The organism is Blautia sp. 210820-DFI.6.14, from assembly GCF_020558815.1.
Classification (GTDB): Bacteria; Bacillota; Clostridia; order Lachnospirales; family Lachnospiraceae; genus Blautia_A; species Blautia_A obeum.
This window is the reverse complement of the sequence record NZ_JAJCKS010000011.1, coordinates 20,316-37,094: the sequence shown is the minus strand read 5'-3', so window position 1 is coordinate 37,094 and position 16,779 is coordinate 20,316. Positions and strand designations below refer to the sequence as shown.

At 42.3% G+C, this 16,779-nt stretch carries 16 protein-coding genes; 1 reads left to right on the top strand and 15 read right to left on the bottom strand.

Translation table 11 applies throughout. From position 1 onward, the window contains the following. Positions 1 to 267: 267 nt before the first annotated feature. From LI112_RS09850 to mtaB, 4 genes are all read right to left on the bottom strand, one after another. Positions 268 to 525, bottom strand: coding sequence for a DUF1292 domain-containing protein (locus LI112_RS09850; protein WP_005424787.1), 258 nt, complete (start codon positions 523 to 525; stop codon positions 268 to 270). A gap of 15 nt (positions 526 to 540) precedes the next feature. Continuing rightward, a complete protein-coding gene (ruvX, locus tag LI112_RS09845) occupies positions 541 to 963 on the bottom strand; it encodes a Holliday junction resolvase RuvX (protein WP_022388347.1) in 423 nt (140 codons plus the stop codon). 3 nt (positions 964 to 966) lie between these two features. After that, positions 967 to 1,239, bottom strand: a complete 273-nt coding sequence (locus LI112_RS09840; RefSeq protein WP_005424783.1) for an IreB family regulatory phosphoprotein — start codon at positions 1,237 to 1,239, stop codon at positions 967 to 969. Positions 1,240 to 1,350: 111 nt separating this feature from the next. After that, entirely contained in the window at positions 1,351 to 2,673 is a 1,323-nt protein-coding gene (gene mtaB / locus LI112_RS09835; RefSeq protein ID WP_022388346.1) for a tRNA (N(6)-L-threonylcarbamoyladenosine(37)-C(2))-methylthiotransferase MtaB, read from the bottom strand. Between the two features lie 170 nt (positions 2,674 to 2,843). Here mtaB and LI112_RS09830 point away from each other — a divergent pair, with 170 nt between their 5' ends. Then, entirely contained in the window at positions 2,844 to 3,080 is a 237-nt protein-coding gene (locus LI112_RS09830; protein ID WP_005424779.1) for an HPr family phosphocarrier protein, read from the top strand. Positions 3,081 to 3,186: 106 nt separating this feature from the next. Here the strand turns inward: LI112_RS09830 and thiI are convergent, their stop codons facing one another. The 11 genes from thiI to LI112_RS09775 all read right to left on the bottom strand — a co-directional run bounded on the left by thiI (position 3,187) and on the right by LI112_RS09775 (position 16,735). Next, complete coding sequence (thiI, locus tag LI112_RS09825; protein ID WP_022388345.1) at positions 3,187 to 4,368, bottom strand: tRNA uracil 4-sulfurtransferase ThiI; 1,182 nt, start codon at positions 4,366 to 4,368, stop codon at positions 3,187 to 3,189. A gap of 19 nt (positions 4,369 to 4,387) precedes the next feature. Further along, complete coding sequence (locus LI112_RS09820; RefSeq protein WP_005424776.1) at positions 4,388 to 5,542, bottom strand: cysteine desulfurase family protein; 1,155 nt, start codon at positions 5,540 to 5,542, stop codon at positions 4,388 to 4,390. A 36-nt stretch (positions 5,543 to 5,578) separates the two neighbouring features. Beyond that, positions 5,579 to 6,322 carry a 16S rRNA (uracil(1498)-N(3))-methyltransferase gene (locus LI112_RS09815; protein ID WP_005424774.1) on the bottom strand — a complete coding sequence of 248 codons (744 nt, stop codon included), beginning with the start codon at positions 6,320 to 6,322 and terminating at the stop codon, positions 5,579 to 5,581. Between the two features lie 4 nt (positions 6,323 to 6,326). Further along, positions 6,327 to 7,280 (bottom strand): 50S ribosomal protein L11 methyltransferase, encoded by a 954-nt coding sequence (gene prmA, locus LI112_RS09810; RefSeq protein ID WP_022388344.1) that lies wholly within the window; start codon positions 7,278 to 7,280, stop codon positions 6,327 to 6,329. A gap of 168 nt (positions 7,281 to 7,448) precedes the next feature. Next, the gene (dnaJ, locus tag LI112_RS09805) at positions 7,449 to 8,630 is read right to left on the bottom strand and encodes a molecular chaperone DnaJ (RefSeq protein WP_005424768.1); all 1,182 of its coding nucleotides are present in this window, start codon (positions 8,628 to 8,630) and stop codon (positions 7,449 to 7,451) included. A gap of 140 nt (positions 8,631 to 8,770) precedes the next feature. Further along, positions 8,771 to 10,654, bottom strand: a complete 1,884-nt coding sequence (gene dnaK, locus LI112_RS09800; protein WP_005424767.1) for a molecular chaperone DnaK — start codon at positions 10,652 to 10,654, stop codon at positions 8,771 to 8,773. 170 nt (positions 10,655 to 10,824) lie between these two features. Further along, positions 10,825 to 11,469: a nucleotide exchange factor GrpE gene (grpE, locus tag LI112_RS09795; protein WP_044925649.1), complete on the bottom strand. Its 645-nt coding sequence runs from the start codon at positions 11,467 to 11,469 to the stop codon at positions 10,825 to 10,827. A 30-nt stretch (positions 11,470 to 11,499) separates the two neighbouring features. Continuing rightward, complete coding sequence (hrcA, locus tag LI112_RS09790; RefSeq protein WP_022388958.1) at positions 11,500 to 12,552, bottom strand: heat-inducible transcriptional repressor HrcA; 1,053 nt, start codon at positions 12,550 to 12,552, stop codon at positions 11,500 to 11,502. 264 nt (positions 12,553 to 12,816) lie between these two features. Beyond that, entirely contained in the window at positions 12,817 to 13,974 is a 1,158-nt protein-coding gene (locus tag LI112_RS09785) for a pyridoxal phosphate-dependent aminotransferase (RefSeq protein ID WP_005424755.1), read from the bottom strand. Positions 13,975 to 14,094: 120 nt separating this feature from the next. After that, a complete protein-coding gene (uvrB, locus tag LI112_RS09780) occupies positions 14,095 to 16,095 on the bottom strand; it encodes an excinuclease ABC subunit UvrB (protein WP_117592773.1) in 2,001 nt (666 codons plus the stop codon). A 91-nt stretch (positions 16,096 to 16,186) separates the two neighbouring features. Beyond that, positions 16,187 to 16,735 carry a hypothetical protein gene (locus tag LI112_RS09775; protein WP_227190645.1) on the bottom strand — a complete coding sequence of 183 codons (549 nt, stop codon included), beginning with the start codon at positions 16,733 to 16,735 and terminating at the stop codon, positions 16,187 to 16,189. Positions 16,736 to 16,779: the final 44 nt, after the last annotated feature.

The following is a 16,779-nucleotide window of genomic DNA, read 5'->3' as shown; positions in this document are numbered from 1 at the left end:
CTGGTTTACGATTTCGGCTGTTATATTTTCTGGTTTTATTATATTCTCTGTGATTTTCTCTTTCTTTATTTACGCTCACATTTTCATTTATATTTTCGCTCAATCAAGCACCTCCATATTCTGTGCAATGCAGAAAACACCTGTCATGTGTCCTCTGGAATCAAACATTTTGGCACACTAATGCAGGAATGCGCTCACATTCCTTCTTAGTCTGCCTGTCACTGATTCTTACGTTCCTAGTGACGCCTGTTTCTTATAGTATGTTTCTTACATTTCAAAATCCACGTCTTCAAGCATTTGTTCAAAAACTTTATAAACAGCCTGCAGTTCGTCCTCATCTTCGAGCATTTCATAGCAGGCCTCCGGATCTGTATCCTTCGATACATCCTTCAAAATATAGGCAGACGCTTCATCTTCCATAGAATCCGATACAAGAAGATACGATACTCCTCCGATTCTTGTCTGTTCCTCAATAAAAAACTCTTCTACTGTCCCATCGGCCAGCTGAAATCTGATTTTTTCCATACTATCACCTTTATGTTACATTTTAAGGGAATCCAGATATCCCTGTAAAATAAATACTGCTGCAATTCCGTCGAGATACTCTTTACGATTTTCTCTGCGCACACCAGCCTCCATCAGGGTCCGATCCGCCGAAACTGTTGTCAGCCGTTCGTCCCACATGATCACTTCAAGGCCTGTACGCTTCTTAAGCATCTCCCCGAATTCCAGAGCTTTCTCTGCACGCTCACCGACAGTATTGTTCATATTCTTAGGATATCCAAGAACGATCTTTTCTATTTCGTACTCTTTCACGAGTTCTTCTACTTGGGCAAGCGTCCGGCGAAGTTTATTTTCCTGTTTTCGCCAGATTGTCTCTAATCTCTGAGCAGTCACTCCCAACGGGTCACTGACTGCCACACCTACGGTCTTTGAACCATAATCTAATCCCAGGATCCGCATCACTTATCGTTCCCAGGATTTATTCTTAATGTATTCATTAAGAAGTTCTTCTACCAGCTCATCTCTCTCAACTTTCATGATCATGCTTCTCGCACCCTTATGACTGGTAATATAGGTAGGATCTCCGGACATAATATAGCCGACGATCTGGTTCACCGGATTATATCCTTTTTCATCCATTGCATTGTAGACCAGGTCCAGAACCTCTTTTACTTCAAGATCTGCATCCGGTTTTGTTCTGAAATACTGTGTATTTCCTAAATTGTTTTCTGCCATTTTACTCACGTCCTTAATAAGATTTCCCTTTTATTTTAATATAATTCCATATAAAATACAAGAACACATTTTCAGAACATTTTTTTCTCATAGATCAAATAATATATAAGCTTACACTTCTTTTGTTTCCAAAATGTGATCTCTGACAAAAGCAACTGCTTTTACTGTAACAAGGTCATTTACCCTATGTGCATCCGTTTTGCTGACGACTGCACGCACATATTCTCTGCTGTGGCCAACATACCATGGTCTGCCATCAATCTCAATCTCTTCCTCCAGGAGAAGTTCCATTTTTTTTCCGATCATCGCCTCTTCATATTCTCTGGCACGAATCTCATGCAGTTCAAGCATCCGGTCGCTGCGCTGCGCCTTTGCCGCTTCAGTCAGCTGACCATCCATGGATGCCGCTTTTGTTCCATGTCTTCTGGAATATTTAAAAATATGCGTCTCATAAAAATGAATCTTCTTTACGAATTCATAAGATTCTTCAAAATCCTCTTCTGTTTCCTGTGGAAATCCCACAATCACATCTGTTGTAAGTGCAGGTGCCGGATAAAACTTGCGGATCAGTTCACATTTTTCCGCATACTCCTGTGCACTGTAACGGCGATTCATATTTTTCAAAGTTTTATTGCATCCGCTCTGCAGGGATAAATGAAAATGCGGACACACTTTTCCTGTTTTCACAATACCTTCCAGAAATTCTTCTGTGATAATTCTTGGCTCCAATGAGCCAAGACGAATCCTGCTGATTCCTTCCACTCTGCTTACTGCCTGAATCAGTGAAAGAAGACTTTCTCTTTCTTCTTTCGGGAAATCCACTCCATAGGAACTTAAATGGATTCCGGTAAGTACAACTTCCTTGTAACCTTTTGCAGCAAGTGTTTCCACTTCACTCAGCACTTCTTCGATTTTTCTGCTGCGGACACGTCCTCTCGCAAACGGAATGATACAGTAAGTACAGAACTGGTTACAGCCATCCTGTACTTTAATGTATGCGCGGACATGTTCTGCGGTAGATGATATGGAAAGTTCTTCATACTCTTTTGTATGGTTAATTTCAATCACCTGCACCTGTTTTGCATGCTCTTTTTCATATTCTTCCAAAGCTTCCACAATCTGTGTTTTCTGATTGTTTCCAAGGATCAGATCCACAGCAGTATCTTCTTTCAGTTTCTCTGTGTCAGCCTGTGCATAACAACCTGTAGCCACCACGATCGCATCCGGATTCATTTTTTTTGCTTTATGAAGCATCTGTCTGGATTTACGGTCTGCAATGTTGGTGACCGTACAGGTATTGATCACATAAACATCTGCACCTTCTTCAAAAGGAACAGTTTCATATCCTGCATTTTCCAGAAGCTGCTGCATCGCTTCTACTTCGTATGCATTTACTTTACAGCCCAGATTATGAAGGGCAACCTTTTTTTTCATATTTTACCTCTTATATTTTCTGATAGTTTCATTTTGTTTCTTATTTTAATTGTTTTTTTGTACATACAGGCAAAAGATTAACCAAAATTTCATCTCTTTTTCCCTTGACTTTTCGAGGGGGTACGGGTAAGATAAATGGCATAATAACACTAAATAGGGAGGTTCTCAAAATGAAAACATTAAAAATCTCGCTGAATTCTATCGATAAAGTGAAAGCATTTGTAAACGAGATCAGTAAATTTGACTGTGACTTTGATTTAGTATCCGGAAGATATGTAATCGATGCAAAATCCATCATGGGTATCTTCAGCCTGGATTTATCCAAACCGATCAACCTGAATATTCATGCAGAAGGAAGCACTCTTGATTCGATCATGGCAATCGTTCAGCCATATGTAATTGAGTGATCTGCACCGATTTTCTTTTGAAATACCAAATATGATACAGTTATAAAACAGCTTCTTTGCTAAACGCATGAGAAGCTGTTTTTATTTCTGCCTATTTCGTTTCTGTTTACTGAATCTCAATTACTTCTGTACTTGCCAGTGCCTCTTCCATCAGCTGATCGATCTTTTCGTTTAATTTTTCTTCAGATCTGTGAATCACTTTCAGATTTGGTTTTGTAACCGGATGTTTTGCCACAAAAATAGTACAGCAGTCTTCAAATGGCTGGATGGAAGTCTCAAATGTATTGATCTTTCTGGAAATCTGTACGATTTCTTCTTTATCAAATCCGATAACCGGACGATATACCGGAAGTCCACATACTTCATCTGTTGCTGCAAGACTCTGTAAAGTCTGGCTGGCCACCTGTCCAATACTCTCCCCCGTAATCAGGCCAAGGCATTTATCCTTGCGTGCAAAATGCTCTGCAATACGCATCATATAGCGGCGCATGATGATCGTCAGTTCTTCATGCGGGCACTGATCATAGATATACAGTTGAATATCTGTAAAGTTAACTACATGAAGACGGATCGGACCACTGTAACGTGCCACAAGTTTTGCAAGATCTACGACTTTCTGTTTTGCACGTTCGCTTGTATACGGCGGAGCATGGAAATAAACAGCCTCTATCTTGACTCCACGTTTGGCGATCATATAACCAGCAACCGGACTATCAATTCCACCGGAAAGAAGAAGCATTGCCTTACCATTTGTTCCAATCGGCATACCACCTGGTCCCGGAAGTGTCTCTGAATATACATAAATCTTATCTCGAATCTCTACTGAAAGTGTCATTTCCGGATTATGCACATCTACGGATGCATCTGGGAAAGCATCCAAAATCTTTTCTCCGATTGCCGCACTTACTTCCATCGATGTGATCGGATAAGATTTCTTGGCTCTTCGTGTGTAAACCTTGAAAGAACCATTGTATCCAGGATATCTTGCTTCCATATAGGAAACAACATCTTTTGCCATCTGATCAAATCCCTGGTCTTCATAGATCACAACCGGACTGATTCCCACAATTCCAAATACACGCTGCAGTGCCTCTACTGCTTCATCAAAATCATATTTTTCCGGGCAGAAAACATATACACGCCCCTGCTCCTTAGTTACTGTAAATTCGCCTTCTACCGGCTCCAGAGCCAGTTTCATCTGTTTGACAAGTGCATCTTCAAACAGATATCTGTTTTTTCCTTTAATGGCGATTTCTGCATATTTTATCAAAAATGCATGAAATATCATATCTGGTATTTCCTCCTGTTTATTTTCTTGAATAACGTCTGAGCATCGGAACCAGAGTCTTCATGGTATCCAGGAAATAATCCGCTTCCTCGATCGTATTTTCTTCACAGAAGCTCAGTCGTACTGTACTTTCAATCTGGTCTTTTGACATTCCCATAGCACTTAATGTAGCGCTTGGTTTTCTCTTATGACTGGAGCATGCACTTCCTGCCGAAATGTATATACCCTTGTCCTCGAGAGAATGCAGCAATACCTCACTCCGTACTCCCATAACACTGATACTCAAGATCTGCGGTGCACCTTCACGAAGTGGCATTCCGTTGATACGGATATCTTCGATTTCAGAAAGGCCTTTCGCAATATGCTCCTTTAACTGATACATGTGTTCCACATTCTCATCCAGATTTCGGTAAATCTGTCCTGCTGCCACACCAAGCCCGGCGATTCCCGGTACATTGTCTGTTCCGGAACGCATGCCACTCTGCTGTCCGCCACCAAGAATCTGTGGAATGATCTTCACTTTTTCGTTGATATACAGAAAACCGACACCCTTCGGACCGTGAATCTTGTGTCCGCTGACTGCAAGAAGATCGATTCCCATACGTTTCGGATAAATGTGGTATTTACCAAATCCCTGAATTGCATCGACATGATACAGTGCCTTTGGACTCTTCTCATGTACCATCTTCGCAATCTCTTCGACTGGCATCACAGCTCCGACTTCATTATTTACAAGCATGGTAGATACCATGATCGTATCTGGTCTTAAAACAGCTTCCAGCGCACTCATTTTTACCCTGCCCTGCGCATCTACCGGAAGATATGTGATTTCAAATCCCTGTTCCTGCAGATATAATGCCGGCTGGCTGACTGCAGCATGCTCTACGGATGTGATAATGATGTGGTTTCCGTTACGCTTATTTGCAAGTGCACCACCGATCAGCGCAAGGTTGTCTGATTCTGTACCACCTGAGGTAAACAGAATTTCTTTTTCCTGCACTTTCAGAATTCCTGCAATGGTCTTTGTCGCTTCTTTTACATACTTCTCTGCTTCTACACCCTTGAGATGCATGGCAGACGGATTTCCAAAATCCTCTGTCATCGTTTTTACCACGATATCCTTTACAGAATCATAGCATCTGGTCGTTGCAGAATTGTCAAAATATACTTCCATATACTGCCTCTTTTATCTTAATCGTTTCCTGTTTTACTAATTTTCAAGCTGAAACATCAGAACTGACAAAATTGCAAGCCCTGCTGTTTCTGTGCGAAGAATACGTTTACCCAGTGTGATTGGTTTTGCCCCTTCGCTGATTGCAGCTTCTACTTCTTTTTCCTCAAAACCGCCTTCTGGGCCGATAAAAATCCCAATAGACTGTCCCTGTTCAATTGCTGCAAGGATTTCTTTTGTTTCCTGCATGCCTTTGGCAAGCTCATACGGAATCAGACGAATATCCATAGATTCCGCATACTTTAGTGCTTCTTTAAAAGAAAGTACCTGGTGCACATTTGGAATCAGCATACGCTTGGACTGTTTTGCCGCACTCTCTGCAATCTGCTGCCAACGCTCTACTTTCTTCGCAGCCTTTTTGCCATCCAGCTTCACAACACAGCGTTTCGTCTCTACTGGAATGATTTCATACGCACCAAGCTCAACTGCCTTCTGTATGATCAATTCCATCTTATCTGCTTTTGGCAGTCCCTGAAAGAGGTAGATTCTGCTCGGCAGTTCATAATCTGGTTCCTGTGCATAAATAATGTGAAGAAGCACTTCATCTGCACTGAATGCCTCTATCGCACAGCGGTATTCTTTTTGTCCACCATCACTGATCCAGACTTCCTCTCCCTGTTTCATACGAAGAACATTGGAAATATGGTTGACATCCGTTCCAATAATATGAATCTGATGTGCCGCTTCATCGATCTGATGTGGCTCTACAAAAAATCTCTGCATGAGATCAGTCCTTTCTTGCAGTTACGCATACCCACTCACCCTGTCTGGTAACTTCTACCAAGGTAAGTCCGGCTTTCTGTACTGCTTCTTTGACTACTTCCTCTTTGACATCAAGTATACCTGATGTAATGTAATATGCACCCTTCTTCATCTGGTGAACGATCACTGGTGTCAGAGGCACCAGTACATCTGCCAGAATATTAGCTGCAACAATATCGTATTTCTCATAGCCAACCTGATCCTGTACCTCTTTGTCATCAATGATATTTCCGATCATCATATCAAAAGTATCATCCACGATCTGGTTTGCTTCTTTGTTATCCTGAACTGCCGGAACCGCGCATGGATCAAGGTCTGTTCCTACAACGTGACCTGCACCAAGCTTCAACGCTGTGATTCCGAGGATACCACTTCCTGTTCCTACATCAAGAAGTTCGATACCTGGTTTAACATATTTTTTTAACTGACGGATCACAAGCTGTGTAGTTTCATGCATTCCTGTTCCAAATGCAGTACCCGGATCAATATGAAGAATCATCTTGTCCTTATCTTCTTCTTTGATTTCTTCCCATGACGGAACGATCAGGATATCATCCACATAGAACTGATGGAAAAATTCTTTCCAGTTGTTGATCCAGTCCTTATCCTCTGTCTGAGACTCTTCAATCGTACCCTCACCAATATCCATAAATGTACGCAATTCTTCCAGGGCATTTCTGACGTCACGTAAAATCACATCCTTATCCGCATCTTCCTCCAGATAAAAATTCAAATATGCAACTCCATCATCTTCTGGACCTTCCGGCATGATATCTACAAACATCTGTGCCTTATCTTCCTCTGTCAAAGGCTGGTGATCCTGAATCTCTGCACCTTCGACACCTATTTCTGCCAATGTACAGATAATCATGTCTTCGGCATCTGTTTTGGTTTTAATCGTAAAACGATTCCATTTCATATATTATAATCTCCTGTCTTAACTTATACAACAATTGCAATTGCCTTATCGTGCAAGCACGAACAGCTTCTGTATTTTTAACCCTGCTATCTAATATACATGATAACCCAAAAAAAGAAAAGAGGGGTTTTCCCTCTTTTCCCGAAAAGTTTCTTCTATTTTATAGAATTAATCCTCAAAAGTCTCTTTGATTTTGTCCATGAAACTCTTTTTCTTCTTTTCTGATTTCTCAGATCCGTCTTTTGGCTCAGTGGCCGGTCTATTTCCACATGCCTCATCAAACTTACGAAGAGCTTCTTTTGCCTCTTCATTCAGCTTGGTCGGTACCTGTACCACCAAAGTCACATAGTGATCACCGCGAATATTCTTATTTCTCAGGGACGGTACACCTTTGCCCTTCAGACGGATACGTGTATCTGTCTGTGTTCCCGGCTTCACTTCGTATGCCACATCGCCATCAACTGTATTGATATGGATTTCTCCACCCAGCGCTGCCTGCGCATAAGTAAGCGGGGCTGTGGAGAAGATATTCATATCCTGTCTCTGGAAGATTGGATGACGGGCTACATTCACTTCTACGAGCAAATCACCTCTCGGACCACCATTGGTTCCAGGTTCTCCTTTATCACGGATACGGATACTCTGTCCATTGTCAATACCGGCCGGAATAGAAACCTGAATCTTCTTTCTGGAAGAAGTATATCCTGTTCCACGGCAGGAAGTACATTTTTCTTTGATAATCTTACCGGTTCCATTACATTCCGGACAAGTCTGTACATTTCGAACCATGCCAAACATAGACTGCTGTGTATAGACGATCTGACCTTCTCCGTTACATTTCGGACAGGTAGTCGGCTGTGTTCCCGGCTTTGCACCAGTTCCATGACAGGTCGTACATTCATCCTTCAGAACGATCTCCAGTTCCTTGTCACATCCAAACACTGCCTCTTCAAATGTAATATTCACACGGGCGCGTAAATTTGCACCCTTCATCGGTCCATTATTGGCACGACGTCTTCCACCGCCGCCAAACAGATCTCCGAAAATATCCCCGAAGATATCTCCCATGTCTGCACCGTTGAAATCAAATCCACCAAAGCCGCCGGCACCACCGCCGCCCTGTTCAAACGCTGCATGACCAAACTGATCGTACTGGCGTCTCTTTTCTGCATCACTTAAGACACTGTATGCCTCTGTTGCTTCTTTGAACTTAGCTTCTGCTTCTTTGTCTCCCGGATTAACATCTGGATGATACTTCTTGGCTAATTTTCGATATGCGCTTTTTAATTCTGAATCACTGGCAGTCTTGCTGACACCCAGGACCTCATAGTAATCTCTTTTATCAGCCATCTTTTCTCTTTCCTATATGTTAGATTTGCGTTATTGTTCTTATGCAGCTATATGCCACACAAAATATTATTATAATCCCCCAATGCCACTCATGCAAGCATGAATGGCATCTAAGGTTTTACATCTTATTTTTTACTTTATTATACTTCCTTGTAATCAGCGTCTACGACATCATCACCGTATCCAGCTTCGTTGCCGCCCTGTGCAGCACCTGCACCAGCACCAGCTCCCGGATTCGGTCCAGCCTGACCGCCTGCCTGCTGTGTCTGCTCATACATTTTTGCGAAAAGTTTCTGAGCACTTTCCATCATCTTTTCCTGAGCAGCTTTGATATCAGCGATCTGTGCATCTGTCATTTCTGCATTTGCTGTCTGAGCAAGGAGATCTTTCAGTGCATTCAGATCTGTTTCAACTGCAGCTTTATCGTTTGCATCAATCTTATCGCCAGCTTCTTTCAGTGCATTCTCAACCTGGAATACCATAGAGTCTGCATTGTTTCTTGTGTCGATTCCCTCTTTACGTTTCTTATCCTGAGCTTCGAACTCAGCAGCTTCTTTAACTGCTTTGTCGATTTCAGAATCAGACATATTGGAACCAGCTGTGATTGTGATGTGCTGTTCTTTACCTGTTCCAAGGTCTTTGGCAGAAACATTTACGATACCGTTGGCATCGATATCAAATGTAACTTCGATCTGCGGAACACCACGACGTGCTGGCGGGATTCCATCCAGACGGAACTGGCCAAGGGATTTGTTGTCCTTCGCGAACTGACGCTCACCCTGTACAACGTTGATATCTACTGCTGTCTGGTTGTCTGCTGCTGTAGAAAAGATCTGGCTCTTCTTTGTCGGGATTGTAGTATTTCTCTCGATCAGACGAGTTGCGATACCACCCATTGTCTCGATAGACAGTGACAGTGGAGTAACATCCAGAAGAAGAATGTCACCGGCACCTGCATCACCAGCAAGTTTTCCACCCTGTACGGAAGCACCAAGTGCAACACATTCATCCGGGTTCAGAGATTTGCTTGGTTCTTTACCTGTGAGCTGTTTTACTTTGTCCTGTACTGCCGGGATACGTGTAGATCCACCTACCAAAAGTACCTGGCCAAGCTCAGAAGCTGTGATACCTGCATCTGACAGTGCACGGCGAACCGGTTCTGCTGTCTTTTCTACCAGATCATGTGTCAGTTCATCAAATTTAGCTCTTGTAAGGTTCATATCAAAATGCTTCGGTCCTTCTGCTGTTGCAGTAATGAACGGAAGGTTGATGTTTGTTGTTGTTGCAGAAGAAAGTTCTTTTTTAGCTTTTTCAGCTGCTTCTTTCAGTCTCTGAAGAGCCATCTTATCTGCGCTTAAGTCTACGCCTTCTGCTTTCTTGAATTCTTCGATCATCCAGTCTGTAACTTTCTGGTCAAAGTCATCACCGCCAAGACGGTTGTTACCAGCTGTGGAAAGAACTTCGATAACACCATCACCGATCTCGATAACAGATACATCGAATGTACCACCACCTAAGTCGTAAACCATGATTTTCTGTTCTTTTTCGTTGTCAAGTCCATATGCAAGAGCTGCTGCTGTAGGCTCGTTGATGATACGTTTTACATCAAGACCTGCAATCTTACCGGCATCCTTTGTTGCCTGACGCTGAGCATCATTGAAGTAAGCCGGAACTGTGATAACAGCTTCTGTTACGCTTTCTCCAAGATATCCTTCTGCATCTTTTTTCAGTTTCTGAAGGATCATCGCGGAAATTTCCTGCGGAGAGTATTTCTTGTCATCGATTGTTACACGATAATCGGTACCCATCTCTCTCTTGATGGAAGAGATTGTTCTCTCTGCATTTGTTACTGCCTGACGTTTTGCAGGCTCACCTACCAGACGTTCTCCTGTTTTTGTGAAAGCAACTACAGACGGTGTAGTTCTTGCTCCTTCTGTATTTGCGATAACGGTTGGCTGTCCACCTTCCATTACAGCTACACAACTGTTTGTTGTACCTAAGTCAATACCAATGATTTTTCCCATGATAATATTCCTCCTGTATATATTCTAAGATTATTATATATTCTAGTTTGTCCTTCCAGAATCAAGATGCTCTACGCATCTTTCGTGCTATGCACTTATGATTCTGTCAGGATCGTGCCAGAAAAAGTAAATGTCTGCTTCGCAGCCGCTTCCTTTTTCCTTGAGCACGATCAGTTTGCAACTTTTACCATGCTGTGGCGGACTACAAATCCCTTGTAGGTGTATCCTTTCTGAAGCTCCTCCACAACAATATTTTCTCCAACAGATTCATCCTCCACATGCATCACTGCATTGTGGAAATCCGGATTAAATTCTTTTCCAACAGCTTCGATCGGTTCTACTCCCATGCCTTCCATTGTAGTGGTAAACTGTTTGTAGATCTTCTGCATTCCCTCTGCAAATGGATCATCTTCCGGAGCCTGTGCAAGGCCTCTTTCAAAGTTATCTACAACCGGAAGGATCTTCTCGATGATATCCTTTGCTCCGATCACATACATGCTGGATTTTTCTTTTTCCGTACGTTTACGGAAGTTATCAAACTCAGCCATGTTACGCTTCAGCCTGTCAGTCAGATCTTCAATCTGCTGTTCCAGCTTATTGTCTTTTTTCTTTTTGCCAAAGAAAGAATTTTTTCCTTTGGTTTCTTTATCAGATTCCTTATCGTCTTCAGCTGCACTCTCGGTTTCCTCTGTGGTTTCCGTTCCTGCGGTTGCCTCCGGCGATTCTTCTACTGGTTCTGTAACAGGTTCTGTTTCCGGAAGGTCTTTCTCTGTTTCTTCCTGTACGCCAGCTTCTTTTTTATTTGTTTCTGACACGTTCTTTCTACCGCCTTTCCAGTCTGACAGCTAACTGTCTTGATTACTTTTATTTTTTTTGAATACCTCATCGAGTTCGACCTTGAGAGTCTTCAGACTATTTACTACATTTTCATAATCCATTCGTTTCGGTCCTACGATACCGATTGTTCCATGCATGCCCTCTCCCAGTTCATAAGTTGCAGTAACAACACTGCAATCTTTCATGGTAGAAATCGGAAGTTCATCTCCGATATACACCTGAACACCGGTATTGTCATCTGCCATCCGCTCCTTGACCAAATCAACCAACTGCTGTTTTTCTTCAAAAGTAGAAATCAGCTCAGTGGCTTTGGTCTTATCCGACAGTTCCGGATATTTAAAGAAGTTCGTTGCACCAGACGTATAGATTTCCAGATCGTCTTCATCGACATGAATGGTTGCTGCAACTGCATCCAACACTCTTGCTACCAGTCCACTGTGGATTCCTGCCTGTTCTTTCAGTCTGGCAATCATGCCCAGATTAATGTCCTGTATCGGCAGGCCATTCAGATTGGTATTAAGAAGAAGGTTCAGCTTCAGAAGTGTCTCATCATCCATTTCTTCATCCAGATCAATGATTTGATTACGGATGACATTTCCTTCGCAGACAACCACAGCTACTAACTGCAACTCATTGACACGGGACAGCTGAATAAATTTCAATTTATTGCCGCTGTACTGAGGAACTGAAACCATCGTCGCGTAATTGGTATTGGAAGCCAGGACACGTGCTACATTCTTAAGCACTTTTTCCATTTTATCGGTCTTCTCAATCATCAGATTACGGATTTCTGCAATTTCATCTTCCTTTTCTCTCATCAATTCATCCACATAAAGCCGATAGCCTTTATCAGAAGGGATTCTTCCTGCCGATGTATGTGGCTGAACGATGTAGCCCATGTCTGTCAGGTCAGACATTTCATTTCGGATCGTTGCTGAGCTGACATTCAGGTCTGCATCCTTGGATATTGTCCTGGATCCTACCGGTTCGCCCGTTTCCATGTATGTCTTGATGATCGCTTTCAGAATTCTTTTCTTACGATCCGTCAATTGTTCATCCATGTTCTCAGCTCCTTTCCTATTAGTCTGTTAGCACTCATTAATGAAGAGTGCTAACATCTATATTGTTAAGATAGCACTGTCGTAATTGTTTGTCAACATCTAATTTATATTTTTTAAAAAAATCGAAAAAAATCACAGTACGGACACAAATCGGGAAAATCTACCTTTCCACTCTGTTACTTTGTGTCAAAAGTACTGTGATTATGTGAATTTCTGTTCTTAATTTATTATGAATGCATTTTTTAATATGCTTCGTTTACTTTCTCAGATTCCGCTTTTACGGATAGCTTCTACAACTTCGCGGATTTTTTCCGGTGGCAGGACGAGAGCGAAACGTACATATCCTTCACCATGCGGTCCAAAACTTGCACCAGGAGTCACAATAACACCGGCTTTTTCCATCAGTTCCATGCAAAATGCCATACTGTCTGTACGTCCTCCCGGGATTCTTGCCCATACGAACATCGTTCCCTTACCATTCGGAAGGTCCCATCCGATTTCACGAAGGCCATTACAGAGTGCATCTCTTCTTTCCTGATACATTCTGCACTGCTCCTGCACACTTTCCAATGGGCCATTCAATGCTGCGATCGCTGCCTTCTGAATTGGCAGAAACATTCCAAAATCGATCTGGCTTCTCAGCTTGCGAAGTGCCGCGATCACATCTGGACGCCCAACCAGAAAACTGATTCTTGCTCCTGTCACATTGAAGGATTTCGAAAGGCTGAAAAATTCCACGCCGATTTCTTTCGCTCCTTCTGTTGCAAGGAAACTTCCGCCATGTGCTCCGTCAAAGATGATATCACTGTATGCGTTGTCATGAATGATCAAAATATCATATTTCTTCGCAAAGGCAATGATTTCTTCATATAATCCCGGTGTTGCAATGCTTCCTACCGGATTGGAGGGCAGAGAAACTACCATGTATTTTGCTTTCTTTGCAACTTCTTCCGGAATATCCTTTACATATGGAAGAAAGTCGTGTTCTGCCACCAGCGGATAATAGTATGGCACTGCGCCTGCCATCAGACTGCCTGCTGCAAATACCGGATAACATGGATCTGGAAGAAGAACAACATCTCCCTCATCGCAAAGTGCCATTCCAAGATGTCCCATACCTTCCTGACTGCCGTAAACAGTCATAACCATATCCGGTGTCAGATTCACATCAAAACGTTTCTTATAATAAGTACATACTGCTTCCAGAAGTTCTGGCAGATCACGAAGACTGTACTTCCAGTTATTGTCATCCATTGCCGCAGCAGCAAGTGCCTTCTTAATGTGTTCCGGTGTCTTAAAATCCGGAGTTCCCACACTCATATTATAAATTTTCATGCCCTGTGCTTCCAGTTCCATACGTCTGTTATTCAGGGCTGCAAAGATTTCTTCTCCAAATCTGTCTAATCTTTTGGAAAACTGCATATCGATTACCTCTTTCGTTTAGTGCTTGTTCCATTTTAGCACTCTCTCCATTACTGTACAAGAGTAAAGTAAAACTTTTTACAGACAGGGGGAATTTCTCTTTGAGCTTATAAACTTTTTCTATTCATCCATTTCATCGAGGCTTTTCTTCAATTCGATCATCTTGTCACGCAACTCTGCCGCCTGCTCAAAGTTGAGATCTGCTGCTGCTGCACGCATCTGTTTCTCCACCTGACCTATCAGCTTCGTCAGTTCTTTTCTTGTCATGGACTCCGGATCTTTCTTAAGCTTGTCTTCCGTCTCGGCGACTGCCTTGGAAACCGTGATCAGATCACGAACTGCTTTCTTGATCGTAGTCGGCGTGATTCCATGTTCTTTATTGTAAGCCTCCTGAATCGTTCTTCTTCGCTCTGTCTCCTGAATGGCTTTTCGCATGGAATCTGTCATGACATCTGCATACATGATAACATGCCCCTCACTGTTACGGGCCGCACGTCCAATCGTCTGGATCAGAGAAACTTCTGAACGCAGGAATCCTTCTTTATCCGCATCAAGAATTGCAACCAATGTAATCTCCGGAATATCCAATCCTTCTCGCAAAAGATTGATACCAACCAGCACATCAAAGACATCCAGACGCATGTCACGAATGATTTCTGCACGTTCCAAAGTATCAATATCCGAATGCAGATAACGAACACGGATGCCGACATCTTTCATGTAATCGGTCAGATCTTCTGCCATTCGTTTTGTCAAAGTTGTGATCAAAATCTTGTGACCTTTATCGACTTCTTTATTTACTTCACTGATCAGATCATCAATCTGTCCTTCCACCGGACGAACTTCTACTTTCGGATCCAGAAGCCCAGTCGGACGAATAATCTGTTCTGCACGAAGAAGTTCATGTTCTGCTTCATACTGTCCTGGTGTCGCCGAAACAAACATAACCTGATCGAGTTTATTTTCAAATTCCGCAAAGCTCAATGGCCGGTTATCCTTCGCTGACGGCAGGCGGAAGCCATAATCTACCAGTGTCTGCTTACGGCTCTGGTCACCTGCATACATTCCTCCAACCTGTGATACAGTCTTATGAGACTCATCTATAATAAGAAGGAAGTCATCTTTAAAGTAGTCCATCAGAGTATATGGCGGCTGCCCCGGAGCAAGTCCTGTCAGATGTCTGGAGTAGTTCTCAATTCCAGAGCAGAATCCCGTCTCTTTCATCATTTCTACATCAAAATTGGTTCTCTCGGCAATTCGCTGTGCTTCGATCAACTTATCTTCACTTTTAAAATAAGAAACCTGTTCTTTCATTTCTTCAAGGATTGCGTCTGCAGCCTTCTGGATTTGGCTCTGTGGAACAACGTAATGAGATGCCGGAAAAATCGCCGCATGTTTCAGTTCATTGTGAATCTCACCGGTCAACACATCTACTTCTGTAATTCGATCAATCTCATCTCCAAAGAATTCCACACGAATTGCCCGGTCAGAATAGTTGGCCGGGAAGATTTCCAGCACATCTCCACGTACCCGGAACGTACCACGATGGAAATCCATTTCATTACGGTTATACTGAATATCGATCAGTTCTTTGATTACCTCATCCCTGTCTTTCTCCATTCCCGGACGAAGTGAGATCATCATATCAAAGAATTCTTCCGGTGCACCCAGACCATAGATACAGGATACAGAGGAAACCACAATAACATCTTTCCGTTCACAGAGAGCCGCTGTTGCAGAAAGACGGAGTTTATCGATTTCATCGTTCGTGGAAGCATCTTTTGCTATATAAGTATCCGTAGATGGAACGTATGCCTCCGGCTGGTAATAATCATAATAGGAAACAAAGTATTCCACTGCGTTCTCAGGGAAGAATTCCTTCATCTCACCGTAGAGCTGTGCTGCCAGTGTTTTATTGTGCGCAAGTACCAAAGTTGGCTTGTTTAACTGGGCGATGACGTTCGCCATGGTGAAGGTCTTACCGGAACCTGTGACACCCAGCAAAGTCTCGAACTGGTTGCCTTCTTTAAAGCCTTTGACCAGTTTTTCGATTGCCTGGGGCTGGTCACCGGTTGGTTTGTATTCGGAATGAAGCTTGAAGATTTGTTGTGAATTCTGCACAAAAACACCTCCTGGTTTTATATCAAAAAAGTTCGTCTAAATTGCTATGAGCCAAACAAACTGAAAGTCATATCAATATACCGCTATTTGATTATACACGCTTATAAATTATTGGTTCATCATATCCAAAAGTTCTCTTCCCATTAACTTCCATGCTTTCAGATACTTCCAGGAAATCATCGGAAAACTTTTCCCAAAGTTTAAAGGTCATTACCGGAGAAAACTGGCTTGTACTGCCTCCCTCCCAGATTCCGTCCTTTTCATGATAAAGTGCCGGAGTAAATTTTTCAGATTTTTTTAGTTTAGCGTAATCAACCTTCTTCATAGAATCATATGAAAATGTATTTTTATCTTCTCCTTTTGGAATTTCATAAGAAGAAAGTAAAATTCCCTGTTCTATTTCCGTGATAAGGAAAAGATGCGGGGATGCATGACGTTTCCCATTAATTTCATAGTAACTCTCTTCAACAACAAATATGTCTTTGAAATCTTCAGGAAGACTATTTATTTTGTCATTACAGATTGTATTTATATGTTCAGCATATGGATATGTTTTTCCCTCTTCCTGCATCTTATCAAATTGATCCTTATTATCAAAATGTCCTGTCATCATTCTTACAAAATTTTCAAGTTTCGTCATTTACTTTACCTCCCGCTATTTTCATATATTTATCTGATTCAAGA

Coding starts and splice junctions, on each gene's coding strand:
- LI112_RS09850 (WP_005424787.1), bottom strand. CDS start 525: ATGGAAAAAATCAGATTTCAGCTGGCCGATGGGACAGTAGAAGAGTTT.
- ruvX (WP_022388347.1), bottom strand. CDS start 963: ATGCGGATCCTGGGATTAGATTATGGTTCAAAGACCGTAGGTGTGGCA.
- LI112_RS09840 (WP_005424783.1), bottom strand. CDS start 1,239: ATGGCAGAAAACAATTTAGGAAATACACAGTATTTCAGAACAAAACCG.
- mtaB (WP_022388346.1), bottom strand. CDS start 2,673: ATGAAAAAAAAGGTTGCCCTTCATAATCTGGGCTGTAAAGTAAATGCA.
- LI112_RS09830 (WP_005424779.1), top strand. CDS start 2,844: ATGAAAACATTAAAAATCTCGCTGAATTCTATCGATAAAGTGAAAGCA.
- thiI (WP_022388345.1), bottom strand. CDS start 4,368: ATGATATTTCATGCATTTTTGATAAAATATGCAGAAATCGCCATTAAA.
- LI112_RS09820 (WP_005424776.1), bottom strand. CDS start 5,542: ATGGAAGTATATTTTGACAATTCTGCAACGACCAGATGCTATGATTCT.
- LI112_RS09815 (WP_005424774.1), bottom strand. CDS start 6,322: ATGCAGAGATTTTTTGTAGAGCCACATCAGATCGATGAAGCGGCACAT.
- prmA (WP_022388344.1), bottom strand. CDS start 7,280: ATGAAATGGAATCGTTTTACGATTAAAACCAAAACAGATGCCGAAGAC.
- dnaJ (WP_005424768.1), bottom strand. CDS start 8,630: ATGGCTGATAAAAGAGATTACTATGAGGTCCTGGGTGTCAGCAAGACT.
- dnaK (WP_005424767.1), bottom strand. CDS start 10,654: ATGGGAAAAATCATTGGTATTGACTTAGGTACAACAAACAGTTGTGTA.
- hrcA (WP_022388958.1), bottom strand. CDS start 12,552: ATGGATGAACAATTGACGGATCGTAAGAAAAGAATTCTGAAAGCGATC.
- LI112_RS09785 (WP_005424755.1), bottom strand. CDS start 13,974: ATGCAGTTTTCCAAAAGATTAGACAGATTTGGAGAAGAAATCTTTGCA.
- LI112_RS09775 (WP_227190645.1), bottom strand. CDS start 16,735: ATGACGAAACTTGAAAATTTTGTAAGAATGATGACAGGACATTTTGAT.